Genomic DNA, 16,729 nt, shown 5'->3' on the forward strand with positions numbered 1-16,729 from the left:
TCCATCTCTTGCCGCGCCGATGCCCCGGGCTTACGTAGCACATACCCTGAAAGCAAGCGCGCGAAGCGAATCTGGTACCATGCCCTTCTATTTTCCAACGGATCGGAGCGTCTTTTCGATAAGCGGCGAGGATGCGGAGCATTTCCTGCAGAACCTTGTCACCTGCAATATCGAAAGCCTGCCTGAAGGTGTCGCGCGGGCGGGCGCCCTGTTGACGCCGCAAGGCAAGATCATGTGGGACTTCCTCGTTCTGCGAGACGGAACCGGCGGATATCTCATCGATCTTCGCTCCGACCTTGCAGACGCTTTCGTTCGCAGGCTCACAATGTACAAGCTGAGGGCCAAGGTCGAAATTGCCGAGTCCGCAAAGGCGCTTGCGGCGATTTCCTGGCAAAATGATTCAACTCCGTCCGGCCTCGTGGCGCTCGACAGCCGGTTCCCGGAAAGCCTCCAGGTCAGGCGGCACTATGGATCGGCGCCCGACGGCACCGACGACCGAGACGGATGGACCGCCTTGCGCATCGCCCATGGCGTCGCCGAAAGCGGTCCGGATTTCGAACCGGGCGACGTCTTTCCGCATGATGTCTCCTACGACCAGAATGGCGGCGTCGATTTCCGCAAGGGCTGTTATGTCGGACAGGAAGTCGTGTCGCGTATGCAGCATCGCGGGACCGCCCGACGACGGCTGGTGATCGCGTCGTCTGATGTACCGCTTCCCGCTCCCGGAACAGCGCTTGAAGCCGGCGGCAAGACGGTGGGTGCACTCGGTTCGGTCGCGGGCGATACGGCGCTCGCCCTGGCGCGGCTGGACCGGGCCAGGGATGCGATGGACGCCGGCACGCCGATCACGGTCGACGGACATGCCGTCGCACTGTCGCTGCCGCCCACTGTCGGCTATCGGTGGCCGGACGAAACGGCCGACAAGGGAGACTGAGCATGCCGGATCGCGAGGGGGCGCCTCCGCGCGCATGGCAACGCATGCTGTCCGGGCGACGGCTCGATCTGCTCGATCCCTCCCCGCTCGACATCGAAATCTCCGACATCGCGCACGGGCTTGCCCGTGTGGCGCGCTGGAACGGCCAGACACATGGCGACCATGCCTATTCCGTTGCCCAGCATTCGCTGCTCGTAGAGGAGATCGTCGGACATCTGTCGCCAGGATGCTCAGCCGGCCTGAGGCTCGCGGCGCTGCTGCACGATGCACCGGAATATGTGATCGGCGACATGATCTCCCCGTTCAAGAAGGTGCTCGGCGGCAATTACAAGGCTGTCGAAGCGCGACTCGAGGCGGCGGTTCATATCCGCTTCGGGCTTCCGCCAAATCCGGCGAAATCAATCAAGACCAAGATCAAGCGCGCCGATCAGGTTTCCGCCTATTTCGAGGCGACGATTCTGGCCGGGTTTTCGGACAAGGAAGCGGTGACCTATTTCGGCGGGCCGCGCGGTTTCGCGCCGGACGGGCTGGACCTGACACCATTGCCGGCGGCCGACGTGCAGGCCGCTTATCTCGAACGTTTCGCGGCAGTGGAAGCCGATTTCCAAGCCGAAGAAGCAAACAGGAAAAGAGCCTGACATGCCCTATCTCGTCGTCTGTCCGCTTACAAAGGTGCGAGACACCGCGACCGCCACCGGCGCGAGGCGCATGCTGACCGTCATCAATACCGGCACACCGGTGGAAAGGCCGCAGCAGATCGACGAGGACCAGCATCTGTTCCTCGGGTTCAACGATATTGCGATGCCGATGGAAGGCATGACCCTGCCCGGTGAGGAACATGTTCGCGCGATCCTCGACTTCGGCGCGGCGTGGGACCAGGCAACGCCGATGATCGTGCATTGCTTTGCCGGAATTTCACGCTCGACGGCATCGGCATACATGATCGCGCTGGCGCTGAACCCGGACCGCGACGAGCGCGAACTGGCACAGGAACTGCGCTTTCGCGCGCCGTCGGCGACGCCCAATCCGAAACTGGTCGAAATCGCCGACGCCGTGCTCGGGCGGCAGGGACGGATGGTCGACGCGATCCGGGAGATCGGACGTGGAGAGGATGCTTTCGAAGGTGTGACCTTCAAATTGCCGCTCGCAGCCGACGATACGGATTACTGACGCGAAAAAGCGCCGAAGGGCGGCCGAATTCGACCGCCCCCAGCACTTACGGACCGGTCCAGCCTCGTGGTCATGCCCCTGAACCACGCTGCCAGACTGTCCTTTGAAGATTACCAGCCGAAGACGAGCGTCGCGCCGGTCCCGCCATTGCCGTTCTGGACGACATCGGTGTTTGTGTTCTCGCCGAACTGGAACACGCCGTAGGCGTTGTCGTTTCCGTTCTGCTGCAAGGTGCCGGAATGTCCGTTGCCCTGCTGGTGCACGACGCCGAAATTGCCGCCGCCGTTCTGGGCGATGCCGGCCATGTTGTTGATGCCGAGCTGGTTGATGTTGGCGCCGTTCTGCAAGCCGTTGACGATCGAGTAGATCTGGAGGCCGGCGCGCATCGCCTGCTCTTCCTCGGCGCTGCCGGGCGCGATGTCGATGGCGATCTGTCCGCCGGCGGCAGCCGGAGCGGTGTAGCCGGAAACGGCGATGAGAGCGGCGGTAAGGCCTGCGATCAGGGTGTTGCGGGGCATTGTCATTCTCCTCTTTGAATTGCCAGGCTTGGCCTGTTTTCTGTTTTGAGAATGCCCGAACCGCGCTGAACCGAATTGGAATCGGCCGTTCAGGAGCCGTTCATCGCCACCGCCCGCCCAAAGCGAATCGGGCCCCGCCGAAAGCGGGACCCGTTTGGCATCGACGTGCGGGGGAGGTCAGATGACGCCGCCGACGCGCTTCTCGCAGGCATAGGACTGGCCGCCGGCCGAGATATCGACGCGGACGTCATAGACGCCGCCGCGATTGCCGAGCATCAGTTTGCCGATGCGCGCATCGTCGCCCGGTCCGGCATTGAAGCCGCCTCCCTGGGAGACGTTCGCGCTGCCGCCGGAGCCGCCGCCATTCACCTGGAAGCGGTAGGAGCCGGTGACGTCGCGATCGGCATGAATGACCGCCTGCAACACGAGGGTGCGGCCGGACGCATCGGCGTCGATCTCGCAGCTGACGGAATCGCCGGACATGGCGGTTTCCGTTGCGCCCGCCGAACATCCGGCGACGGCGACAAGGGCGAGAAGCGCGGCGTGCGCGGGCTTGAACTTACTGGTCTTCAACATGGCTTTTCTCCTCTTGGAGGGAACGGGACGCTGCCGGGCGGAAATCATTCCGGCCCGGCAGCGGTTCGCAAGTGTTTCGCGATTACGGGCAGGTCTGGACGAAGGCCGCGACGTTGCCGCCACCGGTCTGGCTCACGCCGGCCGAGCAACCGTCGCCGACCTGGACACCGGCGGCAATGTTGCCGTTGCCGTCCTGGCTCATGATCGCGTTGTGGTTGGCACCGAACTGGCCGACGCCGGCGGCATTGCCGTTGCCCTGCTGCCAGGTCTCGCCGTAGTTGTTGAAGCCGTCCTGGCCGACGGCTGCGGTGTTGCCGTTGCCGTACTGCTCGCTGACGGCGCCGTTGAAGATGCCGTTCTGCATGATGCCGATCTGGTTGCCGAAGCCGGTCTGTGCGCCGCCGGCCTGGTTGCCGAAACCGAACTGGTCAAGGAACACATCGTTAGCGGAAGCCGGCACGGAAACGATTCCGATCAGGGCGGCGAAGGTAGTTGCGATAAGGGTCTTGCGGGGCATGTCATTTCTCCTCTTGGATGCGGCTCCAGACCGCGTTTCGATGCCCCAGTTGTAGAAAGCCGCCTCCGAACCGACGCTGAACCCTGCGTTCACATGGCGTTCAGGAAAAAACACCGCATCGGTCCACAGCGGAATCCCCTTTCCCGCCGCCGGAATGAAACCGATGCGGGTGGAATCGCGTAGTATCGACTGTGGTTCAGTCTGGAATGAAGGAGACCCTCTTGGAAAACGAAGCAGCAACGCAAATCGGGGCCGCGGCCGCGACCATCTGGGAAAAGGCGAGCGCTCTCATCATCGAGTATACGTTTTCCGTCATCGGCGCGATCGTGATCCTGATCATCGGCTTCATCGTCGCCGCCTGGTCAAACGCTGGGTACAGTCGGCGCTGTCGCGGCTGAGCCATAGCGACGAAACGCTGACGATGTTCCTTGCCAAGGCGGCGCGCTACGCGGTGCTGGTGCTCGTCTTCGTCATGGTGCTGACCCAGTTCGGAGTGCAGACGGCCTCGATCATCGCCGCGCTCGGCGCCGCCGGCCTCGCCATCGGCCTGGCGCTGCAGGGCACGCTGCAAAATATCGCCGCCGGCATCATGCTGCTGTTCCTGAGACCGTTCCAGGTCGGCGACTTCATCTCGACGTCGAGCGCGAGCGGCGTGGTCAAGGAGATTGGCCTTTTCGCGACCGAATTCGAGACGCTGGACGGGCTTTATCTGCTGGCGCCCAATTCAGAGATCTGGAACAGCGCGGTAACCAACTATTCGCGCAAGCCGAAACGGCGCTTCGATCTGGTGGTCGGGATCGGCTATGACGACGACATCAACAAGGCCTTCGCCGCCTTCCAGTCGATCGTCGACGGCCATGAGAAGGTTCTGCAGGATCCCGAGCCGTTCATCTATGTCTCCAATCTCGGCGACAGCTCGGTCGAAGTGACCTGCCGTATCTGGATGAACACGGCCGATTGGTGGACCGTGTCGCGCGAACTGACCAAGATGGCGAAGGAACGCTTCGACGCCGACGGGCTGTCGATCCCCTTCCCGCAGCGCGACGTGCATTTGTATCAGGCAGCCTGAGGCGGTCGCTCCCCGTCATTCCGGGGCGCGTCGGGCTGGGTTTATCCGATCCGGATATCCAGCCCGACATCAAGCGTCGGGGCGGCCATGGTTATTTTCGAGGTTGAGATGTAGTCGACGCCCGTCTCGGCGATGGCGCGGATGGTCTCGAAGGCGACGTTGCCGGAAGCTTCGAGCGCGACGCGGCCGGCATTGTCGGCCTGGTTGATGGCGACGGCTTCGGCCAGTTGATCGTTGGTCATGTTGTCGAGCAGCACCGCGTCCGGCGACGCGGTAAGCGCTTCGCGGAACTGGTCAAGCGTGTCGACCTCAACCTCGACCTTGACCAGATGGCCGGCATAAGCGCGCGCCCTCTCGACGGCCTTGGCGACACCGCCGGAGACGGCGATGTGGTTGTCCTTGATAAGGATCGCGTCGTCGAGGCCGTAGCGGTGGTTGGAGCCGCCGCCGCAGCGCACGGCGTATTTGTCGAAGGCGCGGTGGCCGGGGATGGTCTTGCGGGTGCAAGTGACCTTCGCCTCGGTGTGCGCGATCTCGGCGGCGAAGCGCGCGGTATAGGTGGCGATGCCGGACATGCGCATCAGAAAGTTGAGCGCCACGCGTTCGGCGGACAGGATGGCGCGGGCATTCCCCGAGATGGTTGCGACGGCATCGCCGGGTTTCACCCGGTCGCCGTCAGAAACCTTCGCATCGAAGGTCAGGGCCGGGTCCATCAGGGCGAAGGCCGTTTCAGCAAGGCCAATACCGGCGATCACGCCCTCCTCGCGCGAGGCGAGCTCGGCGGTCGCGGTGGCGTCGGGCGCGATGGTCGCGCTGGTCGTGATGTCGCCGGCGCGGCCGAGATCTTCCAGAAGCGCGGCGCGCACCGCCTCCTCCACCATCACGCGCGGCAGGCTTGGAAGAAAGGAAGCGGAGGTCATCGGTCGCACCTGGTTCGATTTTGAAACGGCTGCATCCTAGTCGGATCGCGGCGTGTCGTGAAAGGCGGGATGAAAACGGACACCGCCTTTCGGCATCGGGCCGGCGAGATGCAGCGACATGAGATATTCGGGCGGATAGCCCTGCATATGGAGATCCGAAGCGGCCGCGAAGCCGAAACGCCTGTAATATTCCGGGTTGCCGAGCAAGACGACGCCTTGGACGCCATTTCCCTTCACTTCATCGAGCGAATGCCGGATCAATGCCTGTCCGATGCCCTTTCCCTGCTGAGCGGGGAAAACGGAGACCGGTCCGAGCCCCAGCCATTGCGAGGGTTCGTCGTCTATGGTGACGGGCGAAAAAGCGATGTGGGCGACAATGTCGTTGTCGCGCAGCGCGACAAGCGAAAGCGTCAGCGCGCCCGAGGCGCGCAGTGCGTCGATTATCTCCGCCTCGTTTCCGCTGGCATAATGCCTGCCGTCGAAAGCCGCCTTGGTGAGCGCGAAAATCGAGGTCTCATCGTCCGGTTCCTCCGGACGAAATCGCAACGCATTCAAGAGAGCAGCTCCGGTATCACCGCATCCGCCTGCTCCAGCGTCACCAAGGTGCGCCGTTTCCAGGCGGGGTCTTCATTCGGATAGTCGGTTCGGAAGTGACCGCCGCGGCTTTCGGTGCGATTGAGCGCGCAGACGGCAACGAGTTTCGCGGTGGCCAGCACGTTCAGGAAGCGCTCGGTGTTGGCCTCCTCCTCGAGCTCCATGATCGTACGCAGCGCGTTCCTCATGCCCTCCCCGTCGCGCAGCACGCCGAGATGGGCGCTCATGGTTTTGCGCAGCAGCTTCATAGGCTCGGAATCGGGGCGCGGCTCGATGCGGCCGCTGTCCTTGGACCCCTTCGACCAGTCGGCCGGGGCATCCGCCAGCGTCTCGCCGCCAAGCGCGGCGGCGACGCGCGAGGAAAAGACCACTGCCTCTAGCAGCGAATTGGACGCCAGCCGGTTGGCGCCGTGGGCACCTGTGGAAGTCACCTCCCCGCAGGCCCAAAGGCCCGGAAGCGAGGTGCGGCCATCCAGGTCGGTCCAGATGCCACCCATGAAATAATGCGCGGCCGGGACGACGGGGATTGGCTGTGCAACAGGATCGATACCGGCCTCCATGCAGTAGCCGTAGACGGTCGGGAACTCCTCGGCGAAGGTCTTGCCGACAGCCTTGGTGCAATCGAGGAAAGCGCCGCGCCCGGCCTGGACCTCGCGGAAGATGCCGCGCGCGACGACATCGCGGGGGGCCAGTTCCGCGTCGGGGTGGAGCGGCACCATGAAGCGCTCGCCGTCCTTGTTGAGCAGCGTTGCGCCATGGCCGCGCAGCGCCTCGGTGGCGAGCGGGGCCGGATCCTTGCCGACATTGATGGCGGTCGGGTGGAACTGGACGAATTCGAGGTCGGCCATGCGGGCACCAGCGCGAGCCGCCATGCCGACGCCACCGCCGCGCGCTTCCGCCGGATTGGTGGTGACCTCGTAGAGATGGCCGATGCCGCCGGCGGCGATAACCACCTGCGAACCGTAGATGGCGGTGATCTCGCCGTCATGCTCGCCATTGCCGTTGCCGAGCGCCTGAAGACCTACGATGCGGCCGTCCTCAACCAGAAGCCGTTCGACGACATAGCCGCCGAGGACGCGGATGGACGGCGTGTTCTTCACCGTCTCGACCAGCGACTGCATGATGGCGCGACCCGCCATGTCGCCGCGAACGCGCACGATGCGGCTTTCGGAATGCGCTGCCTCGCGGCTGACCTGCAAACGGCCTTCAAGATCGCGATCGAATGGCACGCCGTAGTCGAGAAGGTCGTGGATGCGGTCCGAGGCCTGCGAGGCCATCATGCGGGCAACCGCCTCGTCGACGATGCCGTCGCCAGCGACCAGCGTGTCGGCGACATGTTTCTCGACCGTGTCACCCTCGCCCACCGCAGCGGCGATGCCGGCCTGCGCCCAAGCGGACGAGGCGCCGCGCCCGATCGGCGCGGCGGTGATCACCGTCACCGCCTTCGGCGCCAGCTTCAATGCGCAGAACAGGCCGGCGAGCCCGCCGCCAATGATCAGCACGCTATCGTCTTGTCTATCCAATCGCCTTCCATCCCCTCGCCGTCACGCGCTCGATGCGCGTGACATCAAACCGTCATGTTCCCCATACGCCGGAGACGCATGACTGCGCCAGCCCCTATACGGCAGGCGACCTGACCCTAGTGCTTCAGGTTGACCATCCGCTCGACGGCGAGACGTGCGCGGTCGGCGATGGCGGGATCGACGAGGATTTCCTCTTTCATCTCGCAGATCGAATCGAGGATCTTCGGCAAGGTAATGCGCTTCATGTGCGGGCACAGGTTGCACGGCTTGACGAACTGCACCTCGGGCACCTCGGACTCGATGTTCGAGGCCATCGAGCATTCCGTCACCAGAAGCACCTTGGGCGGTTTCTGGTCCTTGACGTAGTTGATCATGCCGGAGGTCGAGCCCGTGTAATCCGCGACCTCGACAACTTCGCGCGGACACTCGGGATGGGCGACGATCTCGATCTCGGGGTCGGCTTCCTTGTACGCAAGGAGTTCAGCGGCGGTGAAACGTTCGTGGACCTCGCAATGGCCCTTCCATGTGAGGATCTTCACCTTGGTCTGGGCGGCGACATTCTGTGCCAGATACTCATCGGGAATGCACAGGACCGTGTCGACACCAAAGGATTCAACCACCTGCACAGCATTCGAGGACGTGCAGCAGATATCGGTCTCGGCCTTCACCTCGGCGGAGGTGTTCACATAGGTGACAACCGGCACGCCGGGATAGCGCTCGCGCAACAGGCGGACATCGGCGCCGGTGATCGACTCGGCAAGGCTGCAGCCTGCCTTCATGTCCGGTATCAACACCGTCTTTTCCGGATTGAGCAGCTTCGACGTCTCGGCCATGAAGTGAACGCCGCACTGAATGATGACCTCGGCGTCGACCTTGGTCGCCTCCTTGGCGAGTTGCAGCGAGTCGCCGACGATGTCGGCGACGCAGTGATAGATCTCGGGCGTCTGGTAGTTATGCGCCAGAATAACCGCGTTGCGCTCCTTCTTCAGCCGGTTGATGGCGGCGATGTAGGGCGCGTAGACCGGCCACTCGATCTTCGGGAGATGATCCTTGACCTTTTCGTAGAGATGGGCGGTTTCTTCCGCGATCTCGGGAGTCCACTCCAACTCGGGGCGCTCGATGACGCCGAAACGCTCGGCGGCACTCGGCGTTGCGGTTGCCCGCAGTTCAGTTGCGGTTTCGGTGGATTGACTCATCGCATTCTTCCCGTCGGGGCCGGTTTTGCGGCCCGTTTTTCATTGCGCCCCCTCGGGCCACAAGCGTTTTACGCTCTGCGAAAGGGTTTTGGCCAGCGCTTACGGAATGTAGTTGCTCACAAACTCGCGCGATTTCAATCCCTTCCCCTTCGCATGGGCGGCAGCCATGCGCGCTAACCGGCCAGGGCCCAGAGAAGTAGACTGACCGTCACGAAGGAGACCACCGTGGTGGCCAGCAGCGCAATGGCGCTGAACCCTTCGCGTTCGTATTTCTGCGCGAGGATCGGATAGATGCCGAAGATCGGCATGGCCGCCGACAGGATGACCGCCTCGCGGAACGGTGACGGGATCGGCGCAAGCCCCGACAGGGCGACAAGCGAGACCGAGGCGAGCATGATCAGCGGATGCGCCACCAGCTTGCCGATCACAACGGGGACGACCCGGCTCGCCATCCCGGCCACGGGAAGCCCGACAAGGGTCCCGCCAATAAAGAACAGCGAGAGCGCGGCACTGGACGATGCGAAGAGATCGACCGATTTGACGAACGGCTGCGGGAGCGGAAGGCCGAAGATGGAGACGACAAGGCCGGCTGCGAGCGCAATCACGATCGGATTGACCGCGAGCCGCTTCAATGCGCCCCACAGGACAGCCAGCGGATGCGCCTCGGCGCCCCTCGCCCTTTCCGCCAACATCAGAAGCAGAGGCACGATGACGATGTTCTCGACGAACATGTTGAGCGCCAGTACCGTTCCGGCGATCGACGGGAACGTCAGCAGGAGAATGGGATAGCCGACGAATCCACTGTTCGGGCAGGACATCCCCATCGCCGAAAATGCGGCGGTGGCGCGGTCCTGGCCCAGCACCTTGCGGGTGACGAGATAACCCAAAACGACCATCGCCAGCGTGCCGCCGAGATAGGCGGCCACGTAGGATGTATTCACGATTTCCGTGAACTGACGCTGCGACAGAGCGCGGAAAAGCAGCGCGGGCAATGCCAGATACAGCACGTAACGGCCAAGGACCCGCATATCGGATGCTTCAAAGAGGCCGAATCTTGTAGCCAGATAGCCGACAGCAATTGTTATATAAATCGGACCGGTTACGGAAAAAACTTCAAGCACTGTTCGACACGCTTCGCGGAAACAAGGATGACCAACCTCTGCATGGCATTGCTGACGGGTTCAAGCGCTATGTCAAGCGAACCGCCTGAACAGATCGGCGGCGGCCGGAATGTATACGCATGACGGGGCTGGCCGTTTATGCCGGGCTTTTCGGTATCGCGTTCCTCGCGGCGACGATCCTGCCCGCGCAATCGGAACTGGGACTGGCGGGACTTCTGGCATCCGGCAACTATCCTGCCTGGGCCCTTCTCGCGGCCGCGAGCCTGGGCAACACGCTTGGGGCGGTGGTCAACTGGTTTCTCGGCGGCGCAATCGAGCGGTACGGGACGCGGCGGTGGTTTCCCGCGAGCACGAAACAGCTCGAACGCGCCAGGCGCTGGTATTCGAAATGGGGCCGCTGGAGCCTTCTTCTGAGCTGGATGCCGATCGGCGGCGATGCGCTCACCGTGGTGGCCGGCGTGCTGCGCGAACCGCTGCTCTCTTTTCTCGTGCTGGTCGCGATTGCCAAGACCGTTCGCTATCTCGTGGTCGCGGCCATTGTGCTGCGATGGATGTGACGGATCACATCATCCATGGCACGAGCCGCTTGAGCAGCCGCAGCGGCATTTTGTAGGGCGGGTATTTCAGCGAGGGGTCGATGCGGGTCGAGCGCCTGACCACGGCGCGCATATGCGAAAAGGTTTCAAAGCCCACCTTGCCGTGATAGGCGCCCATTCCGCTTGCGCCGACACCGCCGAAAGGCAGTTCCATGTTGATAAACTGGGCGAATACATCGTTGATCGCCGCGCCACCGGACGAAAGTGTTTCGAGGATCTTGTCGGCACGGGCTGTGTCCGCGGTGAAAGCGTAAAGGGCGAGCGGCTTCGGGCGGGCCTGCAACGCCGCGATCTCCGTATCGAGATCGTCAAACGGGATCACCGGAAGGATCGGCCCGAAAATCTCGTCGGCCATCACCGGATCGTCCCAGCCAATCCCCGACAGCACGGTCGGCGCGATGTAGCGCTGCTCGCGTGAGGTCTGGCCACCATGAACGGCCCTGCCCCGTTCGAGAAACGTCTCCAGCCGATCGAAATGGTGTTCGTTGACGATACGGGCATAGTCCGGGCTTTGCGCCGGGTCCGTGCCGTAGAAATCGCTCAACGCCTCGCCAATCGCATCGAGTAATGCCTTCTCGACCGATCTCTCGACGAGAACGTAATCGGGGGCGATGCAGGTCTGACCGGCATTGTAGAACTTGCCCCAGACGATGCGCCGTCCGGCGGTTTTCAGGTCGGCGTCAGCCGCGACGATACATGGGTTCTTGCCGCCCAATTCGAGCGTGACGGGCGTCAGGTGTTTCGCAGCCTCCGCCATCACGATCTTACCGACCCGCGTGCTGCCGGTGTAGAACAGATAGTCGAAATCCTGCCTGAGCAACGCCTGCGTCGGCTCTATACCTCCCTCGACGACCGCGAGAACCTCCGGATCGAATGTCTGGCCGATCATCTCTGCGACAAGCGCGGAAGTGGCCGGCGCGAGTTCGGATGGCTTGATGACCGCGCAATTGCCTGCCGCTAGCGCCGAGATGGCGGGAGCGAGAAGGAGAAGCAAAGGGTAGTTCCAGGGAGCAATGATCAGCGCAGTGCCGTAGGGTTCTGGAACGACCCTGCTCTTGCCGGGAAAGATGAGCCAAGGGGTCCCGACACTTCTGGGCCGGGCCCAACCTGCGAGCCGTTTGAGCGCGACGTCGATTTCGAGTGTCACGACCGCGATTTCGCTGGAAAAGGCCTCGAATGCGGGACGGCCGAGATCGAGACGCATCGCTTCGATAATGTCGTCTTCGCGCGACGCGAGCATGTCCCGCATTGCCTCGAGCTGGCGTCGGCGAAACGCGAGATCGCGGGTCGCGCCAGTCCGGAAAAACCGGCGCTGTCTTTCGGCGATATCATCAATCGCGATCGCGTCCATCATCCAATCCTCCCCGCGGCCTGCGTCTTGTCATCGTCAAGATAAACTGCTCGGCCCCCGCATACGGATGCGGGGCGCGCACTCGCCCACTGCTATCAGCAGTTGTTGACTTTTCCCAATATATCAATATTTCTTGAAATATGGATAAATCAAATGCAATCGAAGCGCTTCACGCGCTCGCCCAGGATACACGGCTCGATGTCTTTCGGCTGTTGGTGAAACAAGGCGCCGAAGGCATGGCGGCCGGCGATATCGCGGAGGCGCTCGGCGTGCGCCAGAACACGATGTCGGCCAACCTCTCGGTCCTGGCCAAGGCCGGCATGGTGCGAAGCGAGCGCGAGGGCCGCGTAATCCGGTATTTCGCGAATTTCGACGGCATGCGCAGCCTGCTCGCCTTCCTGATGGAGGATTGCTGCGGCGGAAATCCGGAGCTGTGCAAGCCCGTTTTGGATGAAATCGTCTGTGCCTGTTGAGGAAAAAAGGAGGCCACCATGGCCGCTGACATCTACAACGTCCTGTTTCTCTGCACCGGGAACTCCGCCCGGTCGATCATCGCCGAGGCCATTCTCAACCGGGAAGGCATGGGGCGCTTCAAGGCCTACTCGGCGGGCTCGCATCCGAAGGACGCGGTGCATCCCTATACGCTCGATCTTCTCGACGGACTGAACTTCGACACATCGTTTGCCCGCTCCAAAAGCTGGGAGGAATTCACCGCCCCCGATGCGCCGGTGATGGATTTCGTCTTTACGGTCTGCGACCAGGCGGCCGCCGAGGCCTGCCCTGTCTGGCCCGGACAGCCGATGTCGGCGCATTGGGGTGTTCCCGATCCGGCGGCGGCGGAGGGCAACGAGGCCTTTAGGCGGCTCGCATTTTCCGACACGTTCCGCATGCTCAACAACCGTATCTCGATCTTCACGAGCCTGCCGCTTTCGTCGCTGGACAGCCTGTCGCTGCAAAAGCATCTCGACGAAATCGGCCAGAAGACGGACCACGCAAACCCTTCGGAACCTGCATGAAAAACATCCTGATCCTGTGTACCGCCAATTCGGCGCGGTCGATCCTCGGGGAGGCGATCCTTGCGAAACTGGGCGTCGGCCGCGTGCGGGCCTTTTCGGCCGGGTCGACACCGCGCGGTACGCCCAATCCGGACGGGATCGCCCTTCTGAAGGAATACGGCCACGAGACATCCGGCCTCCGATCGAAGAGCTGGGACGAGTTCGACGGCGCTGACGCGCCGAAGATGGATGTCGTTATCACCGTCTGCGACAATGCGGCGGGCGAGAGCTGCCCGATCTGGCCCGGCGCGCCCGTCCAGGCACATTGGGGCATTCCGGACCCGGCCGGCCATGGCGAGACCGAGGAAGAGCGCCGCGCCGCCTTCGCCGAGACCTACCGGCTGCTCGAAATGCGAATCACGGCGCTGATGGCTCTCCCCTTCGAGGAGATGAATCCGAAAGACCTGAAGGTGGCTCTGAACACGATCGGTCGCCTCGAAGGCGCAACCGACCTCGCCATTTCCTACGCAAGCTGACTTCATGACCTGGAAAGACGACTTGAGCCTGCCCAACGTGCAGGACGACCTCTTGAACGCGATCGATGTCGACGCGCTGACCGGCCCGAATGCCTCCACTCACAAGCCGCGAGTGCTGATGCTCTACGGCTCGCTGCGCGAACGTTCCTATAGCCGTTTCATGACCTACGAGGCGGCGCGGCTGCTGCACCGGTTCGGCGCGGAGGTGCGGGTGTTCGACCCGCAGGGGCTGCCGATGCTCGATTCGGAGCCGGCGGATCATCCGAAGGTGCAGGAGTTGCGGGAGCTGTCGCTCTGGTCCGAGGCGCAGGTGTGGTGCTCGCCGGAACGGCACGGCGCGATGACGGGCATTATGAAAACCCAGATCGACTGGCTTCCGCTCGCGCCGATCGGCGGCATCCGGCCGACACAGGGGCGAACGTTGGCGGTGATGCAGGTCAATGGCGGCTCACAGAGCTTCAACGCCGTCAACCAGATGCGCATTCTCGGCCGCTGGATGCGGATGATCACGATCCCGAACCAGTCCTCGGTGCCGAAAGCCTGGCTGGAATTCGACGATGACGGCCGGATGAAGCCCTCCTCCTATTACAACCGTGTCGTCGATGTGATGGAGGAACTGATGAAATTCACCATCCTGACGCGCGACCGCTCCGCCTATCTGACGGACCGCTATTCAGAACGCGTCGAGAGCGTCGAAGAAGTGCACAAGCGGGTCGGCCTGAAGAACATCTGACGCGAAGGCTGTCGAATTCGCGGCGGTCGATGACGCGCGAACTCATTGTCACGGGCTTCGCGTTTCGATAGGATTCGCTTGTTCGGGTTCCAGGGAGGCCAAGCCTCCCGGATGAAAAGGGAACACGGTAGGGATGACCCAAAGGGGGCCTGATCCGTGACTGCCCACGCAACTGTGAGCGTGAGCCGCATCCACATGCCACTGGGTTTGACCTGGGAAGGCGGATGACGGCGACGAAGCGCGAGTCAGGAGACCTGCCCGGACAGACCTGAAACGGTGACGCATCGCGTCGCCAACTGCACGATGGGTGCAAGAAAGGAACTGTCATGCATATCGAACCCGGCGTCGTCGACGGCGCCAAAATCGTTTTGTCCTACGCAACCGCGGCGGCCTCCTTCGGGCTGGCCGGCAAGATGGCGCTCGACACTATCCGCAAGGATGGCGGTATCGTATCGCTGGCCGCACGCTCGGTGATCACCACCGCGCTGGTTTTTACGTTCTTCGAAGTTCTGCCGCATTATCCAGTGGGCGTATCGGAGGTTCACCTGATCCTCGGCTCGACGCTGTTCCTGATCTTCGGCGGCGGTGCGGCCGCGATCGGCCTTGCGCTCGGCCTGCTGCTCCAGGGCGTATTCTTCGCGCCCTTCGACCTGCCGCAATACGGCATGAACGTCACCACATTGCTGGTTCCGCTTTATGCGATGAGCCTGCTGGCCCACAAGATCATCCCTGAAAAGACAGCCTACAGGGACGTGAAGTATCTGCAGGCGCTGGCGCTCTCGACATCCTATCAGGGCGGCATCGTCCTCTGGGTGGGTTTCTGGGCGCTTTATGGCCACGGCTTCGCCGCATCGAATCTCGCGCAGGTCGCCTCCTTCGGCGCCGCCTACATGACCGTGATCATCCTCGAGCCGTTGGTCGATCTGGCGGTGCTTTGGGTCGCAAAGAACACCTCGAAGCTGACCGACAACGGGCTCTTCAACGGCAGGCTGCATAACGCGCCCGCTTGATCGGATATCCTGATCTGACATGACGGCCTTCGGCGCCATACGCCGGAGGCCTTTTCACGCGGCGACCTCACCCTCGCCTTCCGGCGTTCCAAGCCGGAGAAGGCCACGCGCAAGCGCTTCCACGCAATCCCCGTCGAATGCCGCGCCGATACCCTGCCTGAGGATGGCAAGCGCCCTGGCGACCGGCATAGCCGCACGGTAGGGCCGTTCCGCGGCCAGCGCGTCGAAAACATCCGCGACGGTGAGGATGCGCACTTCGAGAACGATTTCGTCTCCCCGCAACCGGTAGGGATAGCCCTCGCCGTCGAGCCTTTCATGATGCGCGCCGGCGATGGGTGCGATGTCGGCAAAGGCCGATACGCGTTCGAGGATGCGTTCGCTGTGCCAGGGGTGGCTGCGCACCGACTGCCATTCCTGGTCGTCGAGCTTGCCCGGCTTGTCGAGGATCTGGTTGCTGACGGCGAGCTTGCCGATATCGTGCAGCAGCGCGGCGCGGCGCAGCCAGCGGCGATGGTCCGGCGCGAGGCCCAGTTCCTCGGCGATCATGTCGGTATAGAACATGACCCGGCTGGAATGGTTGGCGGTAAAGGGGCTCTTGGCATCGACCACGTCGGCAAAGGCCGACGCGACATCATCGAGATATTCCTCGTCGCCATCCACTTCGCGATTTGCGGGGTCCATCGAATAGACCGTCTCGGCGAGGTCATCGCCAGCCATCGCGGTCCAGAATACCTCATCCTGCTGGACAGCGACAAAGGCTTCCACCAGCTCGGGATCGAACCAGACCCCAGAGCGGGTGGTGATTTCGGCGATCGCGGCCTCGCGACCGTGCTCCCAGGCGAAAACGTCGGCGACCTGCGCGAGCAGCGCGATGTTGGCCGCGCGCGGAATGGCGCCCGCCGCCAGCCGGTCCGGCTTGCCCGATCCGTCCCAGTGCTCGTCGAGCGAGCGGATGCCGTTCTGGACGCGTTCGGAAAATCCCAGCTTGGCGGCGATGTCGGCACCGCGATGGCAGCGCGTCTCGATCAGTTCGCGCGAAATCTCGCCGCCATTGCGGAGTATGTTGACGATGGCGCGGATGCGTTCCGTCAGGCCGGATTCGAGCCCGGTCCTGGCGAAAACGAACCGAAGCGCGGCCGAAAGGCTGCCATCGACAGTCTTGAAATCGCGTTTAAAGCCGATGTCGTCGGTTAAATAGAGTTCGCAAATGCGCGCCGCATTGCTCGAACAGCCGAGATCCTTCAACAGCAGCGTGTAATAGAGGTCGCCAAGTTCCTCGGCATCCATCCCGACCGCCCGGCCGATATGGGTGCCGATCCAGCAACAGCGCAGGCAATGGCCTGCGGGCTGTCCCTCCGTCATGTCGAGCG

General features: G+C 63.0%; 19 protein-coding genes, 1 pseudogene and 1 riboswitch. Of the genes and pseudogenes, 10 read left to right on the forward strand and 10 right to left on the reverse strand.

The features are described 5' to 3' along the window. The first annotated feature begins 79 nt into the window (after positions 1–79). The 3 genes from ACQK2M_RS17585 to ACQK2M_RS17595 are packed head-to-tail and all read left to right on the forward strand — an operon-like array spanning position 80 to position 2,104. On the forward strand, positions 80–934 hold the full coding sequence (locus tag ACQK2M_RS17585) for a YgfZ/GcvT domain-containing protein (protein ID WP_425418855.1): 855 nt from the start codon (positions 80–82) through the stop codon (positions 932–934). Further along, positions 931–1,572, forward strand: a complete 642-nt coding sequence (locus tag ACQK2M_RS17590; RefSeq protein ID WP_425420076.1) for a hydrolase — start codon at positions 931–933, stop codon at positions 1,570–1,572. Before ACQK2M_RS17585 ends, ACQK2M_RS17590 begins: the two co-directional genes overlap by 4 nt. A 1-nt stretch (position 1,573) precedes the next feature. Beyond that, complete coding sequence (locus ACQK2M_RS17595) at positions 1,574–2,104, forward strand: tyrosine phosphatase family protein (protein ID WP_425418856.1); 531 nt, start codon at positions 1,574–1,576, stop codon at positions 2,102–2,104. A 110-nt stretch (positions 2,105–2,214) separates the two neighbouring features. Here ACQK2M_RS17595 and ACQK2M_RS17600 read toward each other — a convergent pair whose 3' ends face one another. From ACQK2M_RS17600 to ACQK2M_RS17610, 3 genes are all read right to left on the reverse strand, one after another. Next, positions 2,215–2,622, reverse strand: coding sequence for a curlin (locus ACQK2M_RS17600; protein ID WP_425418857.1), 408 nt, complete (start codon positions 2,620–2,622; stop codon positions 2,215–2,217). A 177-nt stretch (positions 2,623–2,799) separates the two neighbouring features. Beyond that, positions 2,800–3,198, reverse strand: coding sequence for a curli-like amyloid fiber formation chaperone CsgH (csgH, locus tag ACQK2M_RS17605; protein WP_425418858.1), 399 nt, complete (start codon positions 3,196–3,198; stop codon positions 2,800–2,802). A gap of 82 nt (positions 3,199–3,280) precedes the next feature. Beyond that, positions 3,281–3,715 (reverse strand): curlin, encoded by a 435-nt coding sequence (locus tag ACQK2M_RS17610; RefSeq protein ID WP_425420077.1) that lies wholly within the window; start codon positions 3,713–3,715, stop codon positions 3,281–3,283. A gap of 221 nt (positions 3,716–3,936) precedes the next feature. Here ACQK2M_RS17610 and ACQK2M_RS17615 point away from each other — a divergent pair. Continuing rightward, a pseudogene (locus tag ACQK2M_RS17615) lies at positions 3,937–4,784 on the forward strand (mechanosensitive ion channel family protein). A 41-nt stretch (positions 4,785–4,825) separates the two neighbouring features. Here the strand turns inward: ACQK2M_RS17615 and nadC are convergent. The 5 genes from nadC to ACQK2M_RS17640 form a co-directional block, all read right to left on the reverse strand. Further along, positions 4,826–5,704 (reverse strand): carboxylating nicotinate-nucleotide diphosphorylase, encoded by an 879-nt coding sequence (gene nadC / locus ACQK2M_RS17620; protein ID WP_425418859.1) that lies wholly within the window; start codon positions 5,702–5,704, stop codon positions 4,826–4,828. 36 nt (positions 5,705–5,740) lie between these two features. After that, positions 5,741–6,250 (reverse strand): GNAT family N-acetyltransferase, encoded by a 510-nt coding sequence (locus ACQK2M_RS17625; RefSeq protein ID WP_425420078.1) that lies wholly within the window; start codon positions 6,248–6,250, stop codon positions 5,741–5,743. 5 nt (positions 6,251–6,255) lie between these two features. Further along, a complete protein-coding gene (locus ACQK2M_RS17630; protein ID WP_425418860.1) occupies positions 6,256–7,821 on the reverse strand; it encodes an L-aspartate oxidase in 1,566 nt (521 codons plus the stop codon). Positions 7,822–7,937: 116 nt separating this feature from the next. Beyond that, on the reverse strand, positions 7,938–9,017 hold the full coding sequence (gene nadA, locus ACQK2M_RS17635) for a quinolinate synthase NadA (RefSeq protein ID WP_425418861.1): 1,080 nt from the start codon (positions 9,015–9,017) through the stop codon (positions 7,938–7,940). 173 nt (positions 9,018–9,190) lie between these two features. Beyond that, complete coding sequence (locus ACQK2M_RS17640) at positions 9,191–10,138, reverse strand: AEC family transporter (protein WP_425418862.1); 948 nt, start codon at positions 10,136–10,138, stop codon at positions 9,191–9,193. A 119-nt stretch (positions 10,139–10,257) separates the two neighbouring features. On the opposite strand from ACQK2M_RS17640, the gene ACQK2M_RS17645 reads away from it, so the two are divergent. Continuing rightward, positions 10,258–10,695 carry a YqaA family protein gene (locus tag ACQK2M_RS17645; RefSeq protein WP_425418863.1) on the forward strand — a complete coding sequence of 146 codons (438 nt, stop codon included), beginning with the start codon at positions 10,258–10,260 and terminating at the stop codon, positions 10,693–10,695. A 4-nt stretch (positions 10,696–10,699) separates the two neighbouring features. Here the strand turns inward: ACQK2M_RS17645 and ACQK2M_RS17650 are convergent, their stop codons facing one another. Beyond that, on the reverse strand, positions 10,700–12,088 hold the full coding sequence (locus ACQK2M_RS17650) for an aldehyde dehydrogenase (RefSeq protein WP_425418864.1): 1,389 nt from the start codon (positions 12,086–12,088) through the stop codon (positions 10,700–10,702). A 137-nt stretch (positions 12,089–12,225) separates the two neighbouring features. Between ACQK2M_RS17650 and ACQK2M_RS17655 the strand changes: the two genes are divergently transcribed. The 5 genes from ACQK2M_RS17655 (at position 12,226) to ACQK2M_RS17675 (ending at position 15,359) form a co-directional block, all read left to right on the forward strand. Next, the gene (locus ACQK2M_RS17655) at positions 12,226–12,558 is read left to right on the forward strand and encodes an ArsR/SmtB family transcription factor (protein ID WP_223476962.1); all 333 of its coding nucleotides are present in this window, start codon (positions 12,226–12,228) and stop codon (positions 12,556–12,558) included. 18 nt (positions 12,559–12,576) lie between these two features. Next, positions 12,577–13,101, forward strand: coding sequence for an arsenate reductase ArsC (locus ACQK2M_RS17660; protein ID WP_425418865.1), 525 nt, complete (start codon positions 12,577–12,579; stop codon positions 13,099–13,101). Continuing rightward, positions 13,098–13,616 (forward strand): arsenate reductase ArsC, encoded by a 519-nt coding sequence (locus tag ACQK2M_RS17665; RefSeq protein ID WP_425418866.1) that lies wholly within the window; start codon positions 13,098–13,100, stop codon positions 13,614–13,616. The genes ACQK2M_RS17660 and ACQK2M_RS17665 overlap by 4 nt, the downstream gene beginning before the upstream one ends. A gap of 4 nt (positions 13,617–13,620) precedes the next feature. Beyond that, the gene (gene arsH, locus ACQK2M_RS17670) at positions 13,621–14,349 is read left to right on the forward strand and encodes an arsenical resistance protein ArsH (protein WP_425418867.1); all 729 of its coding nucleotides are present in this window, start codon (positions 13,621–13,623) and stop codon (positions 14,347–14,349) included. Between the two features lie 67 nt (positions 14,350–14,416). Then, a riboswitch (cobalamin riboswitch) is annotated at positions 14,417–14,625 on the forward strand. Positions 14,626–14,675: 50 nt separating this feature from the next. Further along, positions 14,676–15,359 (forward strand): energy-coupling factor ABC transporter permease, encoded by a 684-nt coding sequence (locus ACQK2M_RS17675; protein WP_425418868.1) that lies wholly within the window; start codon positions 14,676–14,678, stop codon positions 15,357–15,359. Between the two features lie 54 nt (positions 15,360–15,413). On the opposite strand, the gene ACQK2M_RS17680 is transcribed toward ACQK2M_RS17675, so the two are convergent. After that, a complete protein-coding gene (locus ACQK2M_RS17680) occupies positions 15,414–16,721 on the reverse strand; it encodes an HD-GYP domain-containing protein (protein ID WP_425420079.1) in 1,308 nt (435 codons plus the stop codon). Between the last annotated feature and the right edge of the window lie 8 nt (positions 16,722–16,729).

It is taken from the genome of Oricola indica, assembly GCF_965227485.1.
In the GTDB taxonomy this organism is placed as follows: domain Bacteria; phylum Pseudomonadota; class Alphaproteobacteria; order Rhizobiales; family Rhizobiaceae; genus Oricola; species Oricola indica.

What these genes read in the sequence shown, in the direction of transcription:
- ACQK2M_RS17585 (WP_425418855.1), top strand. Translation starts at nt 80, where the DNA reads ATGCCCTTCTATTTTCCAACGGATCGGAGCGTCTTTTCGATAAGCGGC.
- ACQK2M_RS17595 (WP_425418856.1), top strand. Translation starts at nt 1,574, where the DNA reads ATGCCCTATCTCGTCGTCTGTCCGCTTACAAAGGTGCGAGACACCGCG.
- ACQK2M_RS17600 (WP_425418857.1), bottom strand. Translation starts at nt 2,622, where the DNA reads ATGCCCCGCAACACCCTGATCGCAGGCCTTACCGCCGCTCTCATCGCC.
- csgH (WP_425418858.1), bottom strand. Translation starts at nt 3,198, where the DNA reads ATGTTGAAGACCAGTAAGTTCAAGCCCGCGCACGCCGCGCTTCTCGCC.
- ACQK2M_RS17610 (WP_425420077.1), bottom strand. Translation starts at nt 3,715, where the DNA reads ATGCCCCGCAAGACCCTTATCGCAACTACCTTCGCCGCCCTGATCGGA.
- nadC (WP_425418859.1), bottom strand. Translation starts at nt 5,704, where the DNA reads ATGACCTCCGCTTCCTTTCTTCCAAGCCTGCCGCGCGTGATGGTGGAG.
- nadA (WP_425418861.1), bottom strand. Translation starts at nt 9,017, where the DNA reads ATGAGTCAATCCACCGAAACCGCAACTGAACTGCGGGCAACCGCAACG.
- ACQK2M_RS17645 (WP_425418863.1), top strand. Translation starts at nt 10,258, where the DNA reads ATGACGGGGCTGGCCGTTTATGCCGGGCTTTTCGGTATCGCGTTCCTC.
- ACQK2M_RS17650 (WP_425418864.1), bottom strand. Translation starts at nt 12,088, where the DNA reads ATGATGGACGCGATCGCGATTGATGATATCGCCGAAAGACAGCGCCGG.
- ACQK2M_RS17655 (WP_223476962.1), top strand. Translation starts at nt 12,226, where the DNA reads ATGGATAAATCAAATGCAATCGAAGCGCTTCACGCGCTCGCCCAGGAT.
- ACQK2M_RS17660 (WP_425418865.1), top strand. Translation starts at nt 12,577, where the DNA reads ATGGCCGCTGACATCTACAACGTCCTGTTTCTCTGCACCGGGAACTCC.
- ACQK2M_RS17665 (WP_425418866.1), top strand. Translation starts at nt 13,098, where the DNA reads ATGAAAAACATCCTGATCCTGTGTACCGCCAATTCGGCGCGGTCGATC.
- arsH (WP_425418867.1), top strand. Translation starts at nt 13,621, where the DNA reads ATGACCTGGAAAGACGACTTGAGCCTGCCCAACGTGCAGGACGACCTC.
- ACQK2M_RS17675 (WP_425418868.1), top strand. Translation starts at nt 14,676, where the DNA reads ATGCATATCGAACCCGGCGTCGTCGACGGCGCCAAAATCGTTTTGTCC.
- ACQK2M_RS17680 (WP_425420079.1), bottom strand. Translation starts at nt 16,721, where the DNA reads ATGACGGAGGGACAGCCCGCAGGCCATTGCCTGCGCTGTTGCTGGATC.